Origin of the sequence: Pseudonocardia sp. P1 (genome assembly GCF_000178675.2) — a bacterium.
Classification (GTDB): domain Bacteria; phylum Actinomycetota; class Actinomycetes; order Mycobacteriales; family Pseudonocardiaceae; genus Pseudonocardia.
This window is the reverse complement of record NZ_ADUJ02000001.1, coordinates 637686-659188: the sequence shown is the minus strand read 5'-3', so window position 1 is coordinate 659188 and position 21503 is coordinate 637686. Positions and strand designations below refer to the sequence as shown.

Sequence of the window (21503 nt, the reverse complement as noted above, 5' to 3'; positions counted from 1 at the left end):
CCGGATGGCCCCGCCCGCGCTGTCCCTCCCGCCCCGCCCGGTGATCGGGATCCTGCACCCCGGAGCCATGGGCGCCGCGATCGGCTCGGCGCTCAAACCCCGTGCCGGGGCGGTGGTCTGGGCGGACGCCGGACGCAGCCACGCGACGGCGAAGCGCGCCGAGCTGGCCGACCTGGTCGCCGTCCCGGACGTCGCCGAGCTCGCCCGCCGCTCGCACGTGATCGTCTCGATCTGCCCGCCGCACGCCGCCCGCGAGGTCGCCGGGCTGGTGGGGGCCGCGCTCGCCGACCGGACCGACCGGCCGCTGTACGTGGAGGCGAACGCGATCGCCCCGGACAGCGTCCGCGGCATCGCGACGCTGCTGGGCGACCGGGCGACGGTGTGCGACGGCGCCGTGATCGGCCCGCCCGCGTGGGACCGTGGCACGACGGTCCTGTGGCTGTCCGGCCCGGGCGCCGACACCGCGGCCGCGCTGTTCGAGGGCAGCCCGTTCGACGCCCGGGTGCTGGCCACCGGGCCGGCCGACGTCGGCACGGCGAGCGGGCTCAAGGCCTGCTTCGCGTTGCAGAGCAAGGCGCTGCCGACCCTGTGGCTCGCGCTGGAGGAGGCCGCGGCCCGTTTCGGGGTCACCGAGGCGCTGCACGGCGAGCTGGACCGGACCGGGTCCGCCTACGCCGGCGCGCTGGCCGACGTCCGCGCGACGGCGGCGGCGAAGGGCTGGCGCTGGGCGGGGGAGATGGAGGAGGCCGCCGACGCGCTGGCCGCGATCGGTGTGCCCGACGGGTTCTCCCGCGCCGCGGCCGAGCTGTACCGGCGGGCGTCGGACGGCGGCTGACGGACGCGGGTCCCGCCGCCACCCGAGGGTGCGGTGGCGCACGACGGCCGAGCGCCCCGGCGCCGGGAGGACCGGCACCGGGGCGCCTTGTGTGCCCGTCGGGTCAGGCCGCGACGGAGCCGTGCGGGTCGATGACGAACTTGCGGGCCACGCCGCCGTCGAACTCCTGGTAGCCGCGCGGGGCGTCGTCCAGGGAGATCGTCGTGGCGTTGACCGCCTTCGCGATCTCCGCCCGGCCGGAGAGGATCGCGTTCATCAGCTGCCGGTTGTAGCGCTTCACCGGGCACTGGCCGGTGGTGAGCTGGTGCGACTTGGCCCAGCCCAGGCCGATCCGGACGCCGAGGGTGCCCTCCTTCGCACTGTCGTCGACCGCGCCCGGGTCCCCGGTGACGTAGAGCCCGGGGATGCCGAGCGCGCCGCCGACCCGGGTGATGTCCATGACCGAGTTCAGCACGGTCGCCGGCGCCTCGTCGGCGTCCTTGCCGTGGCCACGCGCCTCGAAGCCGACGGCGTCGACGGCGGCGTCCACCTCGGGCTCGCCGAGCAGCTGTTCGAGGTGCTCGGGCAGCGTCCCGTCCAGCCGGAGGTCGATCGTCTCGCAGCCGAAGCTGCGGGCCTGCTGCAGGCGCTCAGGGATCATGTCCCCGACGACGACCGCGGCCGCGCCGAGCAGCTGCGCGGCGTGCGCGGCGGCCAGCCCGACCGGGCCCGCGCCCGCGACGTAGACGGTCGACCCGGTCGTCACCCCGGCACTGAGCGCGCCGTGGTAGCCGGTCGGGAAGATGTCGGACAGCATCGTGAGGTCGAGGATCTTCTCCAGCGCCTGGTCCCGGTCCGGGAATTTCAGCAGGTTGAAGTCCGCGTAGGGCACCATGACGTACTCGGCCTGGCCACCGACCCAGCCGCCCATGTCGACGTAGCCGTAGGCCGCGCCGGGCCGCGCCGGGTTGACGTTCAGGCAGACACCGGTCTTGCCCTCGTTGCACATCCGGCACCGCCCGCAGGCGATGTTGAACGGTACCGAGCAGATGTCCCCGGGCCCGACGAACAGCACGTCGTCGCCGACCTCGACGATCTCGCCGGTGATCTCGTGGCCGAGCGACTGCCCGACCGGTGCGGTGGTGCGGCCACGGACCATGTGCTGGTCGGAGCCGCAGATGTTGGTGGTGACGATCTTCAGGATGGCGGCGTGCGGCGCCTTCCGCTTGATCTTGAGACCGTCGACGACGTCGGTCGGAAGCTCCAGCTTCGGGTACTCGATCGACTCGACGGCGACCTGTCCCGGTCCCTTGTAGACCACGACGCGGTTGTCGGGCATGATGCCTCGCTCCCCTCGAAGGCGTTGCGCGCGATCCGCGGTCGCGGACCCGCGGGCGTCGCGCCGGGTGCCCGCCCCCGTGCGCCGGCCACGTCGCCGAATGCGACCGTGCCACGGATATGCGGATCTGAACATGGGTCGATGGGCACTGCACCGGAGGAGAGGTGCCGTGCATGGCCCCGGCCGCGGCACCGGGCGATACTGCGCGGATGACCGACGACGATCTCCTCGAGCCCCCGGTGCCGGTGCTGACCGCGCCGCACCACACCCCCGAGCGCGAGGCGCTGCAGAAGCAGGCACGCGAGTTCGCGACGACGCGGGTGCTGCCGGTGGCCGACGAGCTCGACCCGCGCAAGGGCGAGATCCCGCGCGACCTGCTCGACGAGATGGGGGAACTGGGGTACTTCGGGATCACGGTCGGCACCGAGCACGGCGGGCTCGGTCTCGGTGCCTTCGAGTACTGCATGGTCGCCGAGGAGCTGGCCCGGGCCTGGATGAGCGTCGGGTCGATCATCGCCAGGGCGCAGGGGGCCGGCACGAACGTGGCGGACCCGGACCGCAGGGCGGAGCTGCTCCGGCGCAGCGCGCGCGGCGGGTGGATCGGCGCGATCGCGCTGTCCGAGCCGGACGCCGGGTCCGATCTCGCCGCCGTCGAGACCCGGGCGGTCCGCGACGGCGACGAGTACGTCGTCACCGGCCGGAAGCGCTGGACCGGCAACGCGAAGGCCGCCGACTTCGTCCAGGTCCTCGTCCGCACCGCCGACCCGGAGCCGGGGGAGAAGCGCTCGGCCGGGCTCGCGACCGTCGTCGTCGAGAAGCAGCGGGACACCTTCCCCGACGGGCTCACCGGCACCCCGATCGACAAGATCGGCTACCACGGGTTCGTGACCTGGGACCTCGAGTTCGACGGGCTCCGTGTCCCGGTCGCCAACCAGCTCGGCGCGGGCGGCGAGGGGTTCGCCGACGCCCAGGCGTGGCTCAACATCGCCCGGGTGCACACCGCGGCCCGCGCCGTCGGCCTGGCCAGGGCGGCCGTCGAGGACTGCGTCCGCTACCTGCAGCGGCGCCGGCAGTTCGAGCACCCGATCGGCGACTTCCAGGCGGTGCGCTTCACCCTCGCGACGATGGCGGCCCGCGTGGAGCAGGCGCGGTCGTTCTACCAGCACGTCGCCCACCGCCTCGACCAGGGCGAGTCGTGCGAGCGGGAGGCGGCGATGGCGAAGCTCGTGGCCACCGAGATGGCCGCCGAGGTGACGGCGGACGGCATCCAGCTGCACGGGGGCAACGGTTACACCACCGAGCACCAGGTGGAGCGGCACTGGCGCGACGCCCGGCTGACGACGATCTTCGAGGGCACCAGCGAGATCCAGAAGAAGATCATCGCGGACCGCCTGCTGCCGCGGAGCCCGCTGGGGTGACAGGAGGAATTTTTTCCTGTCACGACCTGCCGACCCTCCGTCGTGTCACACAGGCGTGACACGGGCGACACCGATCGGTAGTGCGTCCGGTCCACCCTGTGCGTCTCCCCGGTCGCCCACCGTGATCGCTTCCACGCGACAGGGGACGAAGCGGACGGCGAACATCGGAGGGTGGATGGCACGGTCGGACATCGGGCGTACGGGGGCCCGCTTCGGCGCCCCGACGTCCCGGCACGCGCCCGATCCGGAGCACCCGCACGGTCGCCCCGTCGAGGAGGCCCCGGAACCCGCACCGGAGCCCGCCGCGGTTCCCGTGGACGACGCGGAGCCGCCGCAGGAGGACCTCGTCGGGGTCACCGGCGCCCGGTTCGGTGGCCACTCGGTGAAGCGGAAGCGGAAGTCCCGCAAGGAACGTGCGGCCGAGTCGGCCGCCGCCGTGAGCGCCGCCGCACAGGAGGACGCCGCGGCGACCGCCCCGGACGACGGCACGGGCTGGGAGACGGCCCCGCTGCCCGCCGTCGTCGACGACCCCGGCCCGGTCGAGCAGGTCGCGTTCGCGCCGGTGCGGCCCTACGTGATCACCGGCGGCCGCACCCGGGTCCGGATGGAGCTCCGGCTGGAGACCCTGGTGTCGGTGACGCCGGTCCGCGGCCCGGTGCGGGTCGACAGCCGGGAGAAGGCGGTCGTGCTGGGCCTGTGCGCGCAGACCCGGTCGGTCTCGGAGGTGGCGGCGCTCGCGTCGGTCCCGCTCGGCGTGGCCCGGGTGCTCATCGACGACCTGGCCGGCGAGGGCAGGCTGACCGTGCACGGCGTCTCCTCCGCCGAGGACGGGCCGAGCATGAAGCTGATGGACCGCGTGCTGGCCGGACTGCGGAAGCTCTGACCCGGCGGCAGGATGGGGCGCATGAGCGACCCGCGTCCCGTCCGTATCGGGCTGCAGCTGCAGCCCCAGCACGCCGACTACTCCGAGATCCGCCGCACCGTCGCCGCCGCCGAGGAGGCCGGCGCCGACGTCGTGTTCAACTGGGACCACTTCTTCCCGCTCTACGGCGAGCCCGACGGCAAGCACTTCGAGTGCTGGACCATGCTCGGTGCCTGGGCCGAGGCGACCTCGAGGATCGAGATCGGCGCCCTGGTGACCTGCAACAGCTACCGCAACCCCGAGCTGCTCGCCGACATGGCCCGCACCGTCGACCACATCTCCGGCGGCCGGCTGATCCTCGGCATCGGCGCCGGCTGGTTCCAGCGCGACTACGACGAGTACGGCTACGAGTTCGGCACGGCCGGTGGCCGCCTGCGGGACCTGGCCCAGGCGCTGCCCCGCATCCGGGACCGCTGGGCGGCGCTCAACCCGGCCCCGACCCGCGACATCCCGGTGCTGGTCGGCGGCGGCGGGGAGAAGAAGACGCTCCGCTACACCGCCGAGCACGCCACGATCTGGCACGGATTCGGCGACGCGGAGACCGTGGCGCACAAGTGCTCCGTGCTCGACGGGCACTGCCGCGACCTCGGTCGTGATCCCGCGGAGATCGAGCGGTCCTGCGCCGTGGAAGGCTCCCCCGAGGAGAGCGGCCCCGGCCTGTACGACGCCGGCGTCCGCCTCTTCACCGTCGGCCAGGACGGGCAGGGCGGCTACGACCTCGCCCGGCTGAAGGACTGGATCGCCTGGCGCGACGAGCGCAACGCCTGAGCGGCGTCAGAGGTCGCGGAGGAACGGGTCGCCGATCAGGTCCGGGATCCGCCCCGGGACGACGGCGGGGGCGTAGTACCAGCCCTGCGCGTTCGCGCACCCGTACTCCCGCAGCCGGGCCGCCTGCTCCCGGGTCTCGACGGCCTCCGCGGTCACCTCCAGGTCGAGCGCGGAGGCCAGCGAGATCAGGGTGCGCAGGATGACGTCGTCGCGCTCGGCCGACCCGGCGACGAAGTGCCCGGCCAGCTTCAGCACGTGCACCGGCAGGTGGCGCAGGTAGGCGAGGTTCGAGTAGCCGGTGCCGAAGTCGTCGATCGCGATCCGGACACCCATCCGGTCCAGCTCGCGCAGCGTGGCCAGCGGCCGTCCGGGGGAGCCCATGAGGTCGGACTCGGTGAGCTCGATCTGGAGCTGCCCGGCGGGCCAGTCGTGCCGCTCCAGGGTCGCGGCGACGTCGGCGACCAGGTCGGACTCCCCGATCTGGCGGGCCGCGACGTTCACGCTCACCAGCAACGGACGGTCGGGCCGCTCGTCGGCCCAGATCCGGCCCTGCCGGCACGCCTCGTCCAGCACCCGCCTGCCGAGCGGGACGACGAGCCCGGTCTCCTCGGCGAGCGGGATGAACCGGTCGGGGCCGAGCAGCTCGCCGTCCGGTCGCTGCCAGCGCACCAGCGCCTCGACGCCGACCGTCTGCTCGTCGGCGAGCCGGACCAGCGGCTGGTAGACGACCACGAAGTCGTCGCGGCGCAACGCCTCCGGCATCTGCGAGGAGAGCTCGAAGCGGCGCACGTCGGAGCGGTGCCGCTCGCGGTCGTAGTACACGTAGCGGCCGCGGCCGGCGTGCTTGGCGGAGTAGAGCGTCGTGTCGGCGGCCTGCATGAGCTCGTCGGGGCCGAGTTCGCCGTCGTGCCGGACGACGCCGACGCTCGCCGAGATGACGATGTCGCGGCCGTCGATCCGGACCGGGCGGCGGACGGTGCCCAGCGCCCGTCCGGCGACCTCCTCCAGCTCTGCGCGGTCGGTGCTGCGCTCGACGAGCACGACGAACTCGTCGCCGCCCATCCGGGCCACGAGGTGCCCGTCCGGTTCCAGCGCCGACCGCAGCCGGTCGGCCAGTACCTGCAGGAGCTGGTCGCCCGACTGGTGCCCGAGGGTGTCGTTGACGACCTTGAACCCGTCGAGGTCGAGGTAGCAGACCCCGGGCCGGGCGCCGTCCGCGCCGTCCCGGTCGATCGCGGCGGACAGCCGCTCGAAGAACAGCGACCGGTTCGGGAGCTGGGTCAGCGGGTCGTGCAGCGCCTGGTGCTCGAGCCGCTGCTGCAGCTCGAGCTGGTCGGTCACGTCGCTGAGCACGGCGACGAGCAGCTGCGCGGTGCCGTCCGGCTCACGCAGCGGTGTGACGACGGCGTCGATCCAGATCTCGGCGTCGTCGGCGCGCCGCACCGGCTGGACCAGCCGCAACCGGTCCAGGGAGCCCTCGAGCAGCCGTCGCCGCTCGGCCCAGATCCCGGGGGCGTCGGCGCGCGAGACGAACTCCTCGACACCCATCCCGGCCAGCTGGGCGCGGGTGTAGCCGAGCATCGTGGCGGCGGCGTCGTTCGCCTCGATCGACGCGGCGTCGGGATCGAAGATGACGATGCCCACCGCCGCCGAGTCGAACATCGCCGTGAACCGGGACTCCGACACCCAGCGGGCCCGCTCCGCGGTCTCCCGCGCCTCCAGCGCGGCCCGGGTGATCGTCTCGTGCTCGCCGAGCACCTGGTGCCGGGTGGCGTCGGTGTAGCCGCGGGCGAAGGCGCCCGCGACGGCGGCGAGCCGGCGCACCCGTCCCGCGGTGTCCGCGGCCGGTTCGAGGTGGGCGCCGAGGAGCCGCAGGCTGATCTCCAGGCAGGCCGGGTCGGTCAGCCGCGCGACGATCAGCTCGCGGCCCGCGGCCGCGGGGACGGCCGGGTCGAACGGCTCCGCGACGGCGGACTCCCGGATCTGCGCGGCGAGCCGGTCGAGCAGCGGGCGGAGCTCGCCCGCGGTCGGGACGGCCCTCCGGGACAGCTCGTCGGACCAGCGTTCCGCCAGATCGGAGGCATCGGGCAGCCCACCCGCGACGAGGGCCCGCCCGTGGTCGGGGCGTGCAGCGGCGACGTCGGCCTGCTGCATCCGCCGCCCCCGTTCGTCCCCGGCGGAGGGTGTCCCCCCGTGATCGGGAGACACCGTAACCGATGCTCACGGTCCGGTGGGGCCGACCGGGTTACATCACGGGGCCCGTCCGGGGCCGTCAGGACCCGTCCGTCACCGCCGTCACCCACACGACGGGAACCCCCGCCTCGTCCGAGGCCGCGAGATCGACCTCGGCGGTGACCGCCCAGTCGCGGTCGCCCGCCGGATCGTCGAGGACCTGACGCACGAGCCAGCGGTCCGCCTCCTCGGTGAGGTCGAACAGCTGGGGACCGCGCGCGTCCGGGCCGATGCCGATCCGGTCGTGCAGGTCGTAGTACGGGTCCAGGGCCTCCCGCCAGCGGTCGGCCGTCCAGCCGGCGTCGGCGTCGAGGTCGCCGAGCTCGGCGTACCGGCCGAGCGCGGCCAGCTCCACCCGGCGGAACATCGCGTTGCGGACCATGACCCGGAAGGCGCGGGCGTTGCCGGTGAGCCCGGACGGCCCGGTGGCGATCTCGGCCCCGGGCGGGGTGACCTCGCCGCCCTCGGCGTCGGCACCCGCGGCGAGCTTCTCCCACTCGTCGAGCAGCGACGAGTCGGTCTGGCGGACGAGCTCGCCCAGCCACTCGATGAGGTCGGTCAGCTCCTCGGTGCGGGCGTGCTCGGGCACGGTCTGGCGCAGCGCCCGGTAGGCGTCGGCGAGGTAGCGCAGGACCAGGCCCTCGGAGCGGGCGAGCTGGTAGTGCGAGACGTACTCGGTGAAGGTCATCGCCCGCTCGCTCATGTCGCGGACGACCGACTTCGGCGACAGCTCGGCGTCGGCGACCCACGGCGCACCGCGCCGGTAGGTCTCCAGCGCGGCCCGGAGCATCTCGTCGAGCGGCTTCGGGTGGGTGACCTCGTCGAGCCGGGCCATCCGCTCCTCGTACTCGAGGCCGTCGGCCTTCATGGCGGCGACGGCCTCACCGCGGGCCTTGTTCTGCTGGGCCGCGAGCACCTGGCGCGGGTCGTCGAGCGTGGACTCGATGACCGACAGCACGTCGAGGGCGTAGGTCGGCGACTCCTGGTCCAGCAGCTCGAACACGGCGAGCGCGAACGGCGACAGCGGCTGGTTGAGGGCGAAGTCGAGCTGCAGCTCGTCGACGATGCGCACCCGGCGCCGGGTGGCGCCGGGCTCGTCGTACTCCTCGACGACGCCCGAGGTCCGCAACGCACGGTAGATCGCGATCGCACGGAGCATGTGCGCCCGCTGCCGCTTGCGGGGCTCGTGGTTGTCGGTGAGCAGGTGCTCCATCGCCGCGTAGGTGTCGCCGCCCCGGCTGATCACGTTCAGCAGCAGCGCGTGCGTGACCTCGAAGTGGCTGGTCAACGGCTCGGGGCGGGCCTGCTGCAGCTTCTCGAACGACGTCTCGGACCAGCCGACGAAGCCCTCTGGCGGCTGCTTGCGCTGCACCTTGCGCCGCTTCTTCGGGTCGTCGCCGGCCTTGGCGAGGGCCTTCGCGTTCTCGATGTCGTGCTCGGGCGCCTGCGCGACGACGGTGCCGACGGTGTCGTACCCGGCCCGGCCCGCGCGGCCGGCGATCTGGTGGAACTCGCGGGCCTTCAGCGGGCGGACGCGGCGGCCGTCGTACTTGGACAGCGCGGTGAACAGCACCGTGCGGATCGGGACGTTGATCCCCACCCCCAGGGTGTCGGTGCCGCAGATGACCTTGAGCAGCCCCGCCTGGGCGAGCGTCTCCACCAGCCGCCGGTAGCGGGGCAGCATCCCGGCGTGGTGCACGCCGATGCCGTGCCGGACGAGCCGGGACAGTGTGCGGCCGAACCCGGAGCTGAACCGGAAGCTCCCGATCGTCTCGGCGATCGCCGCCTTGTCCTCCTTGGACGTGACGTTGACGCTCATCAGCGCCTGCGCCCGTTCGACGGCGGCCTGCTGGGTGAAGTGGACGACGTAGACCGGCGCCTCCCTCGTCGCCAGCAGCTCGGTGATCGTCTCGTGCAGCGGCTCGACGACGTAGCGGAAGTGCAGCGGCACCGGCCGCTCCACCGACGTGATCTCCGCGGTCTCCCGGCCGGTGCGGCGCCGGAGGTCCTCGGCGAAGAACGAGGTGTCGCCCAGCGTCGCGCTCATCAGCAGGAACTGCGCCTGCGGCAGCTCCACGATCGGGACCTGCCAGGCCCAGCCGCGGGACGGGTCGGCGTAGAAGTGGAACTCGTCCATCACGACGGAGCCGACGTCGGCGCCGGACCCGGTGCGCAGCGCGAGGTTCGCGAGGATCTCCGCGGTGCAGCAGACGATCGGGGCCTTCTCGTTCACCGCGGCGTCGCCGGTGAGCATGCCGACCTGGTCGGCACCGAACACCTCGCACAGCGCGAAGAACTTCTCGCTGACCAGCGCCTTGATCGGCGCGGTGTAGAAGGTGCGCTCCCCGCGGGCCAGCGCCGCGGCGTGCGCCCCCATCGCGACGAGGGACTTCCCGGAGCCGGTCGGCGTGGAGAGGATGACGTTCGCGCCGGTGACCAGCTCGAGCAGCGCCTCCTCCTGCGCCGGGTAGAGCGACAGGCCGCGCTCGTCGAACGCCCAGTCGGCGAAGGTGTCCACCAGCTCGGCGGGATCGGGGGAGCCGTCGGGGCCCGCGGTGCGTCGGAGTCGCTCGGTCAGCGTCATGATGGGTCGATTGTGCCTGGCCGCCCGGGAGCGGACGGCAGGGCCGCGCAGCCGCCCGACTACCGTGTCGTCCGTGGGCGGGGGCGCTGCGACGGGCGAGCAGGGCCCGACCCTGCCCGATCTCGTCCCACCGATGCTGCCCGCGGCCGGCGAGCTCAGCGACGCGACCGACCCGGGCCGGTGGGCCGTGGAGTTCGGCTGGGAGGGCCACCGCTGCGTGGCCTACGTGCGTCCGGGCCGGGTGCGGCTGCTCTCGTCGACGGCGCGCAGCGTCACGCGGTCGTTCCCCGAGCTGGCCGTGCTCGGCGAGCAGTCGCCACCGGGTGGGATGGTGCTCGACGGCACGGTCGTCGCGCTCGACGAGGCGGGCCGCCCCTCGCGCGGGCCGCTGCTGCGCCGGACCGCGACCGTCGCCCCGGACGACGGGCTGCGCGCAGAGGTGCCGGTCGGCTACGTCGTGACCGACCTGCTCTGGAGGGACGGCCGCCGGGTGCTGGAGCTGCCCTACCGGCGCCGCCGGGCCGAGCTGGAGGCGCTCGGACTGGCCGGGCCCACGATCCTGGTGCCGCCGTCGTTCGGGCTGGACGAGGCCGATCTCGTCGTCCGCACCGCCGAGCAGTACGGGCTCGACGGCCTGCACCTCAAGCGTCTCGACGTGCCCTACCAGCCGGGCAGGCGCACCCGGAACTGGCTGCGGGTACCGCTGCGCCGGCGCCGTCAGGTGCAGGTCGCGGGCTGGGTCCCGGCCGGCAGCACGGCGGGCCGGGAACGGATCGCGGCCGTGCTGCTGGCGCTGCCCGGTGCGGACGGCCCGGTCTACGTCGGCCGGGTCGGGATCGGCGCGGCCGACGGCGACGCCCGCACGGTGCTGGGTGCCCGTCCGGGCCGCCCGCCCGCCGACGTGCCGGAGGGGATCGCCGCGGACGCCCGCTGGCTCGCGCCCGGTCTCGTCGCGGCCGTCGAGCACCGGGGCCGGACGGCCGCGGGCCGGCTCGCGCTGCCGTCCTGGCGCGGCCTGGTCCCCCCGGACGCCCAGGACGACGACCTGCGCGACCCGGCCCCGGCGCGCCGCGAGCCGCCCGGCGGCGGTGGCGCGACGGTGCCGGTCCGCACGGCCGCGGCCCCGCCCCCCGCCGCGACCCCCGCCCCGGCGACCACTCCGGCCACCGAGGAGACCGTCCGGATCCGGGTCCGCGAGGCCGTCCCGCCGGAGGCTCCGGCGCCCGAGGGCCCCTGGCACGGACCGCTGTCGCGGCGGCTCGAACAGCACTTCGTCTACAACACCCTCAACACGATCGCCTCGCTCGTCCGGACCGACCCGCCCCGCGCCCGGGAGCTGCTGCTCGGGTTCGCCGACCTGTCCCGGGCGGCGGACCGGGCCGAGGAGCCGGCGATCCGGCTCGACGAGGAGCTCGCCGCGGTCCGGGCGTACCTGCAGATCGAGCGGACCCGGTTCGGCGCCCGGCTGGAGTCGGACGTCGACGACCCGCGGACGTCGGGCGTGGACCCGGCCGCGGCCGTCCCGCCGCTGGCGGTGCTCGCCGCCGTCCGGCGCGGTGTGCAGGAGGAGATCGAGCCCGCCACCGCCGGGGGGACGGTGCACGTGCGTCTCGTCACGGGCACCTGCCGGGTGGAGGTCCGGACGGCGGACCGGCCGGGTGTCCCCGGCGGTGCCGCCCGCGCCCCGCTCGTCCTCCTCAGCCTGCCGCTGGACGCACCCGCGGAGTAACGCCCGCGTGACCGGGTAACGGAGTCGCCGCCCCGGCGCGACGGACTTCATCGATCCGGATAGCGTGCGCGCCATGCTGGGGCTGCCCGAGGGCACACGTGCGTGCCTGTTCGACCTGGACGGCGTGCTGACCGACACCGCGAGCGTGCACGCGGCGGCGTGGAAGCAGATGTTCGACGAGTACCTGTGCTCGCGCGACGGTGCCGGTTTCACCCCGTTCGACGCCGGGGCCGACTACGGCCCCTACGTCGACGGGAAGCCGCGCCTGGAGGGCACCCGCAGCTTCCTCGCGTCCCGGGGCATCGAGCTCCCCGAGGGCACCCCGGACGACTCCGCCGACACCGAGACCCTGTGGGGCCTGTCGACCCGGAAGAACGCGCTGGTCCAGACGAAGATCACCGAGGGGGTCGACGTCTATCCCGGCTCGCGCCGGTACCTGGAGGCCGTGAAGGACGCCGGGCTCGCCGCCGCGGTGGTCTCCTCCAGTGCGAACGCCGAGCAGATCCTGCGGGTCACCGGCCTGGAGACGTTCATCGACCACCGCGTCGACGGCGTCACCGCACGGGAGCGGGGGCTGCCCGGCAAGCCCGCACCCGACACCTTCGTCGCCGCCGCGGCCGACCTCGGGGTCGAGCGCTCCGCGGCGGTCGTGTTCGAGGACGCGCTGGCCGGTGTGGAGGCCGGCCGCGCCGGGGACTTCGGCGCCGTCATCGGCGTCGACCGTCTCGACCAGGCGGCCGCGCTGCGCGAGCACGGCGCGGACGTCGTCGTCACCGATCTCGCCGACCTGCTGGAGCGTTCGTGAAGCCCGACCACCTGCCCACGTTCACCACCGAGCCGTGGGTGATCCGCGAGCCGCGCCTGGACCTCGGCGCGATGGGCCAGACCGAGTCGGTCTTCGCGCTGTCCAACGGGCACATCGGCCTGCGCGGCAACCTCGACGAGGGTGAGCCGCACGTCCTCCCCGGGACCTACCTGAACTCGTTCTACGAGGTCCGCCCGCTGCCCTACGCCGAGGGCGGCTACGGCTACCCGGAGTCCGGGCAGACGATCATCAACACGACCAACGGCAAGCTGATCCGCCTGCTGGTCGACGACGAGCCGTTCGACCTGCGCTACGGCTCCCTCCGCAAGCACGAGCGGGTGCTCGACATGCAGGCCGGGACCCTGCAGCGGGACGTGGAGTGGGAGTCCCCGGCCGGGCGCGCGGTGCGGGTGCGCTCCACCCGGCTGGTGTCGCTGACCCAGCGCGCGATCGCGGCGATCTCCTACGAGGTCGAGGTGGTCCACGCCGGGGACGACGACAACGGCGAGGGCGCGCTGCTGGTCCTGCAGTCCGAGCTGGTCGCGAACGAGCAGCTGCCCGGCCGCAACGGCGACGACCCGCGGCTGGACAGCGCCCTGGACAACGTCCTGGAGCCCGAGCAGTCCCGGGCCGGTGACGCCGGGGCGACGCTGGTGCACCGCACCCGCCAGTCCGGCCTGCGGTGCGGCGCCGCGATGGAGCACGAGGTCTTCGGGCCGGACGGCGTCGAGGTCACCACCGACGCCAACGAGGACCTCGCCCGGACGACGATCATCGCGAGGGTCAAGCCGGGCGAGACGCTGCGGGTGGTCAAGTACCTGTCCTACGGCTGGTCGTCGCGGCGCAGCCTGCCCGCGGTGTACGACCAGGTGCGTGCGGCGATCGCCGCCGCCCGCTACACCGGCTGGGACGGACTCGTCCGCGAGCAGCGCGAGTACCTCGACGACTTCTGGGCCACCGCCGACGTCGAGATCGACGGCGACGCCGAGCTGCAGCAGGCGGTCCGGCTCGCCACGTTCCACATCCTGCAGGCCGGTGCCCGTGCCGAGCGGCGCTGCATCCCGGCCAAGGGCCTCACCGCCGACGGCTACGACGGCCACACCTTCTGGGACACCGAGACGTTCTGCCTGCAGGTGCTGTCGTTCGTCGCGCCGGACGCGGCGGCCGACGCGCTGCGCTGGCGCAAGTCCATCCTCCCGCTGGCGTTCGAGCGTGCCGAGACCCTGGGCCTCAAGGGCGCGGCGTTCCCGTGGCGGACGATCCGCGGCCAGGAGTGCTCCGGCTACTGGCCGGCGGGCACGGCGGCGTTCCACATCAACGCCGACATCGCCGACGCGGTGAAGCGGCACGTGCACGCGACCGGCGACACCACGTTCGAGCTGGAGGTCGGGCTGGAGCTGCTGGTCGCGACGGCCCGGCTGTGGCGCTCGCTCGGCCACCACGACTCGGCCGGCAACTTCCGGATCGACGGCGTCACCGGCCCGGACGAGTACTCCTCGATCGCGGACAACAACGTCTACACCAACCTCATGGCGCAGCAGAACCTGCGCTACGCGGCCGAGGTCGCCGCCAAGCACCCGCGTTCGGCGTCCCGGCTGGGCGTCGACTCCGAGGAGATCGCGTCCTGGCGGGACGCGGCGGGCGCGATGCTGATCCCGTTCGACGAGCGGCTCGGTGTGCACCCGCAGTCCGAGGGCTTCACCGACCACCAGCGGTGGAACTTCGAGGACACCCCGGCCGAGCGGTACCCGCTGCTGCTGAACTACCCGTACTTCGACCTGTACCGCAAGCAGGTGATCAAGCAGGCCGACCTCGTGCTGGCCATGCAGATCTTCCCGGACTCCTTCACCGACGAGCAGAAGCGCCGCAACTTCGCCTACTACGAGGGCATCACGGTGCGGGACTCGTCGCTGTCGGCGTGCACCCAGTCGGTGATGGCGGCCCGCACCGGGCACCTGGAGCTGGCCCACCAGTACCTCGCCGAGGCCGCCCTGGTGGACATGCAGGACCTGGCGGGCAACACCGACCACGGGATGCACATCGCCTCGATGGCCGGCACCTGGACCGCGGTCGTGCTCGGCTTCGGCGGGATGCGCTGCGAGGCCGACGGGCTGTCGTTCGCGCCGGTGCTGCCGCCGTCGCTGTCCCGGATCTCGTTCGGGCTGAAGTGGCAGGGCCGCAGGCTGCGGGTGACGATCACGCCGGACGAGGTCGAGTACCAGCTGCACGACGGCGCCCCGATGCGTCTGCGGCACCACGACGAGCCGATCGCGCTCGACGGGGAGACCCCGGTGACGGCGCCGACGCCGACCCCGGACTGGGTGGAGCCGGTCGAGCAGCCCTACGGGCGGGCTCCGCGCCAGCGCGCCTGAACCTCCGTGGTCCTGCGTGTACCGGACGGGCGGCCCACCGGGTTGACTGTCCGGTATGCGGCGTCCTGGGGCATGGGTCCTGTTCTTCGTGGTCGTGGCCGGGTTCCTCGGGCTGTGGGTGTGGGTCGCCTCGCCCGGGGCCCGGCCGGACCGCGCGGAGATCGAGGCCGCCGTCCGGTCCCACCTGCTGGCCCGTGACGGGGTCGAGGTCACGGCGTCCTGCGAGGAACCGGCGGAGTCCCCCGACGGCGCCTACCGCAGCGGGTGCCGGCTGACCTCGGCCGACCGTGCCGGGTGGGCCGCGGTGCGCCTGGACGGCCGATGGGGTGGGGACGACCGCGGCCGGCCGCTGAAGCAGCACGAGCTCGCGCGGCTGCCGTCGTCGGGGGAGTGGCGGATCACGGTGTCCGGCTCCGTGCCGGTCGCCACCGGCCCTGCCGGGCCGGGCGCCGCCGCCTCCGGCACCCGGGTCGACACCGAGACCGACCTCCGGCGCTTCTCGGGGAGCTCGCCGACGGTCGCGGTGACCATGACGGTGTGGAGCGCGCTGAAGGCCGGGGGCCGCGACGAGTTCGTCCACCTCGAGTGCCCCGGCGACCTCCCCGCCGGTCGCGCGGTGACCTGCACCGGGACGGACCCCGTCCCGGAGGCGACGATCGAGCGGCTCGACGGCACACAGGTCCGGATCCGCGCAGAGATCGCCCCGCAGGCGGGGTGACCGCCGTCGGTGCGCGCACCGCGGCCGATCGCGCACTACTGGTACTTTGGTTCGTCGCGCCGCCGGGCGACGGGACATCTCCCGCCACCGGGCAGCGCGGTCGTGTACGCCCTCTCGGTGGAGGATCCCCGCGCCGTGCCCGAACCCACTCCTGCCACTGCCGGCGATCCCGCTGCCGACCCGGAGCTGGCCCACGAGAAGACGTACGTGGGCATGCTCTACGAGCAGCTCGAGGACCGGCGTCGCGACACCGCGACGCGGCTCGCCGCGACCCTGCGCGACGAGACCGTCGGCACCCCGCAGGCGCTGACCCAGCGTGACGCCGCGGCCGCGCTGCTCGCCGACAAGCTGGCCGCGCTGCGTGCGGCCGAGCACGGCCTCGCGTTCGGCCGGCTCGACACCGACGCGGGCGAGACCCGCTACGTCGGCCGGATCGGCCTGCTCGACGAGCAGAACGAGTACGAGCCGCTGTTGATGGACTGGCGCGCGCCGGCGGCGCGGCCGTTCTACACCGCGACGGCGGCGAACCCCGAGGAGATGCGGCGGCGCCGGCACCTGCGGACCCGGCTGCGCGAGGTCGTCGCGATCGACGACGAGCCGCTCAACCTGTCCGACATGGACGCCGAGGAGCGCGCCCGCGCCGGGTCCGGCCTCACGAGCGAGGCCGCGCTGCTGGCCGCCGTGTCGGAGGCCCGCACCGGGCGGATGGGCGACATCGTCGCGACGATCCAGGGCGAGCAGGACCGGATCATCCGCTCCAAGCCGTCCGGGGTGCTCGTCGTGCAGGGCGGCCCGGGTACCGGCAAGACGGCCGTCGCGCTGCACCGCGCGGCGTACCTGCTCTACACCCACCGGGACCGGCTGGCGCGGCGCGGCGTGCTCGTCGTCGGGCCGAACCCGACGTTCCTGCGCTACATCGGGCAGGTGCTGCCGTCGCTGGGCGAGACCTCGGTCGTCCTCGGCACCGTCGCGCAGCTCTACCCGGGACTGGACGCCCGCCGCGAGGAGGACCCCGCCACCGCGGAGCTGAAGGGCCGGGCCGACCTCGCACCGGTGGTCGCCGCAGCCGTCCGGGACCGCCAGCAGGTGCCGCGCCGGCCGATCGAGCTCGTCGTCGAGCAGCAGCGGGTCGTACTCGACCGCGACACCGTCACCCAGGCCCGCACCCGGGCCCGGCGGTCCCGCAAGCCGCACAACGAGGCCCGCCGCACGTTCCGCAAGGAGCTGCTGCGGCTGCTGGCCCAGCAGGTCGCCCGCCGGGTCGGGGCGGAGCTGCTGGACCGGCGCGACATCGACGACATCCGCGACGAGCTCGCCGAGTCGCCGGACGTCCGGCGCGAGATGGAGGAGCTCTGGCCGACCCTGTCGCCGGAGCAGCTGCTCAGCGACCTGTTCGCGGACCGCAAGCGGCTCAACTCGGTCGCCCGGCGGATCCCGGCCGAGCAGCGGCGGCTCCTGGAGCGCGACGCCCCGGGCGACGACGTCCCCTACGACCGGCGCTGGACGCCCGCGGACGTGGCGCTGCTCGACGAGGCCGCCGAGCTGCTCGGCGACGACGGCGCCGCCCAGGCCGCGGCGGAGGCCGCCGCGCTCCGGGAGGAGGTCGAGTACGCGCAGGGCGTGCTCGACGTCCTCGATCTGGAGGAGGACCTCGACCCGGAGCTGCTGCGCGCGACCGACATCATCGACGCCGACCGGCTCGCCGAGCGGATGCAGGTGTCGCGGTACGACTCGACCGCCGACCGGGCCGCGGCGGACCGCGAGTGGACCTACGGGCACGTGATCATCGACGAGGCCCAGGAGCTGTCGGCGATGGCCTGGCGGATGGTGATGCGCCGCGCGCCCGCCCGCTCGATGACGCTGGTCGGGGACATCGCGCAGACCGGCGACCGGGGCGGAGCCGGGTCCTGGGACGAGGTGCTGTCGCCGTTCGTGGCCCGCCGCTGGCGGCTGGAGCAGCTGACGGTGAACTACCGGACGCCGTCGGAGATCGCCGACGTCGCCGACGACGTGCTCGCCGAGATCGACGCCTCGCTGGAACCGCCGTCGTCGGTCCGCTCGACGGGGGAGCCGCCGTGGGCGGCACCGCTCCCGGAGACCGGGGCCGACGAGGTGCTGGTGGACCGGGTGACGGCCGAGCGCGACGCCGTCGGCGACGGCCGGACCGCGGTGCTGGTGCCGTCGGCGCGCCTGGAGCCGGTGCGGGCGGCACTCGCCGCAGCCGGGGTGATCGACCCGGAGACGGACACCGAGGAGCTGGACACGGCCGTCGTCGTGCTGCCGGTGACGGCGGCGAAGGGCCTGGAGTTCGACGCGGTGCTCGTCGTCGAGCCGCAGGAGATGCTCGACGAGTCCCCGCGCGGCCTGAACGACCTCTACGTCGCGATCACCCGGGCGACGCAGCGGCTCGGTGTCCTGTACTCCGGCCAGCTGCCGCCGGTGCTGAAGCGGATCAGCCGGGGGTGACCCCCGCCCGGTACAGGTCGCGCAGCAGCGCGATCTCCGCGCCGTGGTGGATCACCTCGCGGTGGATGTGCAGGACGAGAGTCGCCAGCGGCGCGTCCGCGTACGGCCCCTCCGCGGGCCCGCAGGGCCGGGCCAGGCCGTCGGCGCCCAGCGCCGCCACCCCCTCGGTCCAGCGGCGGTACACCTCGTCGAGCTGGGCGAGCGCGCCGTCGGCGGTGCCGGCGTAGGTGTGCGAGGCGTAGTCGACCGGCGGCCCGCCGAAGTGCGAGTGGTTCCGCATGCCGAACACCCCGACGATCACGTGGGCGAGCCGCCAGGCGATCGTCGTCACCGGGGCCGGGTCGGGCTCCGGGAAGGCGAAGTCGACGACCAGGTCACCGGCCCCGGCGCTGTGCGACGCGACGGACTCCGCCCGCGGCCGGACGCTCCAGGCACCGGGCGCCGGTTCCCAGAGGTACTCCTCGTCGGTGAGGCCCGCGAGCCGCGGCCGCAGCGTGGTCTCCCAGTGGAAGGTGAGCTGCGCGCTCAGCTCGGCGTTCCAGTCGATGTCCGTGGTGGTGGGCGTCATGCCCGGCACGGTAGAGCCCGACGCGGACACCCGCCGTCCTCGACCCGGCGCCTCACCCTGCCCGGCGTACCGGCGGGGGACCGGCCGCCCGCCGCTCCCGTGCCGCGTCGACGAGCGCCCGGGCCAGACGCAGGTCGTCCGGGCTGCGCTCGGGGTGCGACTGCACCCCCATCGCCCAGGCCCCGGACCGGGCCTCCACCGCCTCGACGACGTCCCCGGCGCGGGCGGTGACCCGCAGGCCGTCGGCGACCCGGTCGATCGACTGGTGGTGGTGGCAGCGGACGGTCACCGGGCCGGAGCCGAGCAGCTCCCCGATCCGGGACCCCGGCTCCGTGGTGATCCCGACCGGCGCGTAGTTCCCGGGCCCGGCCGAGTGCGCGGCAGCCACCTCCGGTGCGACGACGTCGGGCAGGTGCTGGTGCAGCGTCCCGCCGAGCGCCACGTTGAGCAGCTGGTGCCCGCGGCACACCCCGAGCACGGGGATGCCCAGCTCCATCGCCCGGCGGACGGCGGCCAGGTCGGCGGCGTCGCGCTCGGTGCGCGGGTCGTCGTCGTGCGGGCCGGGCGCGGCGCCGTAGCGGCCGGCGCCGATGTCCGGCCCGCCGGTGACCAGCAGCCCGTCGCACGACGCGGCGGCGTCCGGGGCGTCGGCGGTCGGCGGCAGCAGCACCGGGATCCCGCCCGCCGCGGACACCATGTCGAGGTAGCCGCGGGGGAGCAGGACCGTCTCCTCGTCGTCGACGATCCAGTAGGTGGCGCGCTCGGTGTAGGCGGTCAGCCCGATCAGTGGCCTCACCCGTCGTCACCCCCGCGCAGGACGTCGATGACCTGGTCGCCGTACCGGGCGAGCTTGCCCTCGCCGATCCCGGAGATCGTGCCCAGCGCGGCACGGTCGGCGGGCGCCCGCGTCGCGATCTCGCGCAGCGTCGCGTCGTGGAAGATCACGTAGGCGGGCACGCCCTGCTCCTTCGCCGCCGACGCGCGCCAGGCCCGCAGCCGCTCGAACACCGGCGCGACCTCGGCCGGCATCTCGACCGCCGGCTTCGACCCGCTCCGCGACCGCGACGACCGCGCCGTCCGCTCCGGCTCGGTGCGCAGCATGACCTTCTGCTCGCCGCGCATCGCGGCGGGGGAGTCGTCGGTGAACCGCAGCGTCGAGTAGGTCCCGCCGACGGTCAGCAGCCCGCGCGCGACCAGCTGCCGCAGCACGTTGCGCCACGCGACGTCGGTCAGCTCGGTGCCGACGCCGAACACCGACAGCTCGTGGTGGCGGTGCTGGTCCACCTTCGGGGTGCGCTTGCCGAGCAGGATGTCGACGACCTGCCCGGCGCCGAACTCCTGGTTGCGCTCCTTCTTGAGCCGCCACACCGTCGAGAGGACCTTCTGCGCGGCGACCGTGCCGTCCCACGACGACACCGGCGTCAGGCAGGTGTCGCAGTTGCCGCACGCCTCGGTGGCGGGCCTCTCCCCGAAGTAGCGCAGCAGCTGCGCGCGGCGGCACTCGGTGGTCTCGCACAGCGCGAGCATCGCGTCGAGGTGCTGGGCCAGGCGCCGCTTGTGCGCGGCGTCGCCCTCGCCGTCGTCGATCATCTTCCGTTGCTGGACGACGTCGGCCAGCCCGTAGGCCAGCCACGCCGTCGACGGCTCGCCGTCCCGGCCCGCACGACCGGTCTCCTGGTAGTAGCCCTCGACCGACTTCGGCAGGTCCAGGTGCGCGACGAACCGGACGTCGGGCTTGTCGATCCCCATGCCGAAGGCGATCGTCGCGACCATCACCAGGCCGTCGTCGCGCAGGAAGCGGGACTGGTTGCGGCGGCGGACCTCGGCGTCGAGACCCGCGTGGTAGGGGAGCGCGGCGATCCCCTGCGAGCCGAGGAACTCCGCGGTCTGCTCGACCGACTTGCGGGACAGGCAGTAGACGATGCCTGCGTCACCGGGGTGCTCGGAGCGCAGCAGGTCCAGCAGCTGCTTGCGCGGCTCGTTCTTCGGCGCGATGCGGTACCGGATGTTCGGCCGGTCGAAGCTCGCGACGAAGTGCCGCGCCCCGGTCAGCTGGAGCCGCTGCGCGATCTCGGTGCGGGTGGCGTCGGTGGCGGTCGCGGTGAGCGCGATCCGCGGCACGTCCGGCCAGCGCTTCGGCAGCTCCGAGAGCAGCAGGTAGTCGGGCCGGAAGTCGTGCCCCCACTGCGCGACGCAGTGCGCCTCGTCGATCGCGAAGAGCGCGATCCGGCCGCGCTCGAGCAGGCGCACGGTCGACTCGACCCGCAGCCGCTCCGGGGCGAGGTAGAGCAGGTCCAGCTCGCCGGCCAGGAACTCCTGCTCGGTGAGGCGCCGCTCGTCGGCGTCCTGGGTGGAGTTGAGGAACCCGGCGCGGACGCCGAGCGCCCGCAGCGCGTCCACCTGGTCCTGCATCAGCGCGATCAGCGGCGAGACGACGACGCCGGTGCCGGACCGGGCGAGCGCCGGGACCTGGTAGCAGAGCGACTTCCCGCCTCCGGTGGGCATGAGCACCAGCGCGTCGCCGCCGCCGGTGACGTGGGAGACGATCGCCTCCTGGTCACCGCGGAACGCGTCGTAGCCGAACACCCGCCGCAGCACCTCGTGCGGGTCGGACGACCGGACGGGGGCGGGCGCCGCACCGGCCGGTTCCGGCGCCTCCTCGGGCGGGGGCGGGTCCGCCTCGACGTCCTCGGGCTCGGGCGGGAGCGGGATCTCGTCCGGGTCGGAGGTGTCGAACACGGGGTCGATCGTACGAGCCGTGCTCGGCG

Annotated in this window: 15 protein-coding genes; 9 read left to right on the top strand and 6 right to left on the bottom strand. The window is 74.3% G+C overall.

Features of this window, described 5'->3' with window-relative positions; genetic code table 11:
* Positions 1 to 4 precede the first annotated feature (4 nt).
* Positions 5 to 835, top strand: a complete 831-nt coding sequence (locus tag PP1_RS02600; protein ID WP_010230350.1) for an NAD(P)-dependent oxidoreductase — start codon at positions 5 to 7, stop codon at positions 833 to 835.
* A 103-nt stretch (positions 836 to 938) separates the two neighbouring features.
* On the opposite strand, the gene fdhA is transcribed toward PP1_RS02600, so the two are convergent.
* The gene (gene fdhA, locus PP1_RS02595; protein WP_010230347.1) at positions 939 to 2153 is read right to left on the bottom strand and encodes a formaldehyde dehydrogenase, glutathione-independent; all 1215 of its coding nucleotides are present in this window, start codon (positions 2151 to 2153) and stop codon (positions 939 to 941) included.
* Positions 2154 to 2362: 209 nt separating this feature from the next.
* Here fdhA and PP1_RS02590 point away from each other — a divergent pair, with 209 nt between their 5' ends.
* The 3 genes from PP1_RS02590 (at position 2363) to PP1_RS02580 (ending at position 5261) form a co-directional block, all read left to right on the top strand.
* Positions 2363 to 3571 carry an acyl-CoA dehydrogenase family protein gene (locus PP1_RS02590; RefSeq protein ID WP_010230344.1) on the top strand — a complete coding sequence of 403 codons (1209 nt, stop codon included), beginning with the start codon at positions 2363 to 2365 and terminating at the stop codon, positions 3569 to 3571.
* A 175-nt stretch (positions 3572 to 3746) separates the two neighbouring features.
* On the top strand, positions 3747 to 4454 hold the full coding sequence (locus PP1_RS02585; protein ID WP_010230341.1) for a DUF742 domain-containing protein: 708 nt from the start codon (positions 3747 to 3749) through the stop codon (positions 4452 to 4454).
* A 21-nt stretch (positions 4455 to 4475) separates the two neighbouring features.
* Complete coding sequence (locus tag PP1_RS02580) at positions 4476 to 5261, top strand: LLM class F420-dependent oxidoreductase (protein ID WP_010230339.1); 786 nt, start codon at positions 4476 to 4478, stop codon at positions 5259 to 5261.
* Positions 5262 to 5267: 6 nt separating this feature from the next.
* On the opposite strand, the gene PP1_RS02575 is transcribed toward PP1_RS02580, so the two are convergent.
* Both PP1_RS02575 and PP1_RS02570 read right to left on the bottom strand, forming a co-directional pair.
* Positions 5268 to 7415 carry a putative bifunctional diguanylate cyclase/phosphodiesterase gene (locus tag PP1_RS02575; protein WP_010230336.1) on the bottom strand — a complete coding sequence of 716 codons (2148 nt, stop codon included), beginning with the start codon at positions 7413 to 7415 and terminating at the stop codon, positions 5268 to 5270.
* 118 nt (positions 7416 to 7533) lie between these two features.
* Positions 7534 to 10077, bottom strand: coding sequence for a DEAD/DEAH box helicase (locus PP1_RS02570; RefSeq protein WP_010230334.1), 2544 nt, complete (start codon positions 10075 to 10077; stop codon positions 7534 to 7536).
* Positions 10078 to 10150: 73 nt separating this feature from the next.
* Between PP1_RS02570 and PP1_RS02565 the strand changes: the two genes are divergently transcribed.
* From PP1_RS02565 to PP1_RS02545, 5 genes are all read left to right on the top strand, one after another.
* A complete protein-coding gene (locus PP1_RS02565) occupies positions 10151 to 11806 on the top strand; it encodes an ATP-dependent DNA ligase (protein WP_170918894.1) in 1656 nt (551 codons plus the stop codon).
* Between the two features lie 73 nt (positions 11807 to 11879).
* Complete coding sequence (locus PP1_RS02560; RefSeq protein ID WP_033200121.1) at positions 11880 to 12611, top strand: beta-phosphoglucomutase family hydrolase; 732 nt, start codon at positions 11880 to 11882, stop codon at positions 12609 to 12611.
* Positions 12608 to 14983 (top strand): glycoside hydrolase family 65 protein, encoded by a 2376-nt coding sequence (locus PP1_RS02555; RefSeq protein WP_010235648.1) that lies wholly within the window; start codon positions 12608 to 12610, stop codon positions 14981 to 14983. Before PP1_RS02560 ends, PP1_RS02555 begins: the two co-directional genes overlap by 4 nt.
* A 55-nt stretch (positions 14984 to 15038) precedes the next feature.
* Positions 15039 to 15701 carry a hypothetical protein gene (locus PP1_RS02550; protein WP_029239760.1) on the top strand — a complete coding sequence of 221 codons (663 nt, stop codon included), beginning with the start codon at positions 15039 to 15041 and terminating at the stop codon, positions 15699 to 15701.
* A 213-nt stretch (positions 15702 to 15914) separates the two neighbouring features.
* Positions 15915 to 18167: a HelD family protein gene (locus PP1_RS02545; RefSeq protein WP_139324108.1), complete on the top strand. Its 2253-nt coding sequence runs from the start codon at positions 15915 to 15917 to the stop codon at positions 18165 to 18167.
* Here the strand turns inward: PP1_RS02545 and PP1_RS02540 are convergent.
* Genes PP1_RS02540 through recQ form a run of 3 tightly spaced genes read right to left on the bottom strand, consistent with a single transcriptional unit; the run spans position 18154 to position 21333 of the window.
* The gene (locus PP1_RS02540; RefSeq protein ID WP_086000708.1) at positions 18154 to 18735 is read right to left on the bottom strand and encodes a DinB family protein; all 582 of its coding nucleotides are present in this window, start codon (positions 18733 to 18735) and stop codon (positions 18154 to 18156) included. The two genes, PP1_RS02545 and PP1_RS02540, sit on opposite strands and share 14 nt — an antisense overlap.
* A 52-nt stretch (positions 18736 to 18787) precedes the next feature.
* Complete coding sequence (locus tag PP1_RS02535) at positions 18788 to 19531, bottom strand: gamma-glutamyl-gamma-aminobutyrate hydrolase family protein (protein ID WP_010235637.1); 744 nt, start codon at positions 19529 to 19531, stop codon at positions 18788 to 18790.
* The gene (recQ, locus tag PP1_RS02530; protein WP_050802471.1) at positions 19528 to 21333 is read right to left on the bottom strand and encodes a DNA helicase RecQ; all 1806 of its coding nucleotides are present in this window, start codon (positions 21331 to 21333) and stop codon (positions 19528 to 19530) included. The genes PP1_RS02535 and recQ overlap by 4 nt, the downstream gene beginning before the upstream one ends.
* Positions 21334 to 21503: the final 170 nt, after the last annotated feature.

What these genes read in the sequence shown, in the direction of transcription:
- PP1_RS02600 (WP_010230350.1), top strand. Translation starts at nt 5, where the DNA reads ATGGCCCCGCCCGCGCTGTCCCTCCCGCCCCGCCCGGTGATCGGGATC.
- fdhA (WP_010230347.1), bottom strand. Translation starts at nt 2,153, where the DNA reads ATGCCCGACAACCGCGTCGTGGTCTACAAGGGACCGGGACAGGTCGCC.
- PP1_RS02590 (WP_010230344.1), top strand. Translation starts at nt 2,363, where the DNA reads ATGACCGACGACGATCTCCTCGAGCCCCCGGTGCCGGTGCTGACCGCG.
- PP1_RS02585 (WP_010230341.1), top strand. Translation starts at nt 3,747, where the DNA reads ATGGCACGGTCGGACATCGGGCGTACGGGGGCCCGCTTCGGCGCCCCG.
- PP1_RS02580 (WP_010230339.1), top strand. Translation starts at nt 4,476, where the DNA reads ATGAGCGACCCGCGTCCCGTCCGTATCGGGCTGCAGCTGCAGCCCCAG.
- PP1_RS02575 (WP_010230336.1), bottom strand. Translation starts at nt 7,415, where the DNA reads ATGCAGCAGGCCGACGTCGCCGCTGCACGCCCCGACCACGGGCGGGCC.
- PP1_RS02570 (WP_010230334.1), bottom strand. Translation starts at nt 10,077, where the DNA reads ATGACGCTGACCGAGCGACTCCGACGCACCGCGGGCCCCGACGGCTCC.
- PP1_RS02560 (WP_033200121.1), top strand. Translation starts at nt 11,880, where the DNA reads ATGCTGGGGCTGCCCGAGGGCACACGTGCGTGCCTGTTCGACCTGGAC.
- PP1_RS02550 (WP_029239760.1), top strand. Translation starts at nt 15,039, where the DNA reads ATGCGGCGTCCTGGGGCATGGGTCCTGTTCTTCGTGGTCGTGGCCGGG.
- PP1_RS02545 (WP_139324108.1), top strand. Translation starts at nt 15,915, where the DNA reads ATGCTCTACGAGCAGCTCGAGGACCGGCGTCGCGACACCGCGACGCGG.
- PP1_RS02540 (WP_086000708.1), bottom strand. Translation starts at nt 18,735, where the DNA reads ATGACGCCCACCACCACGGACATCGACTGGAACGCCGAGCTGAGCGCG.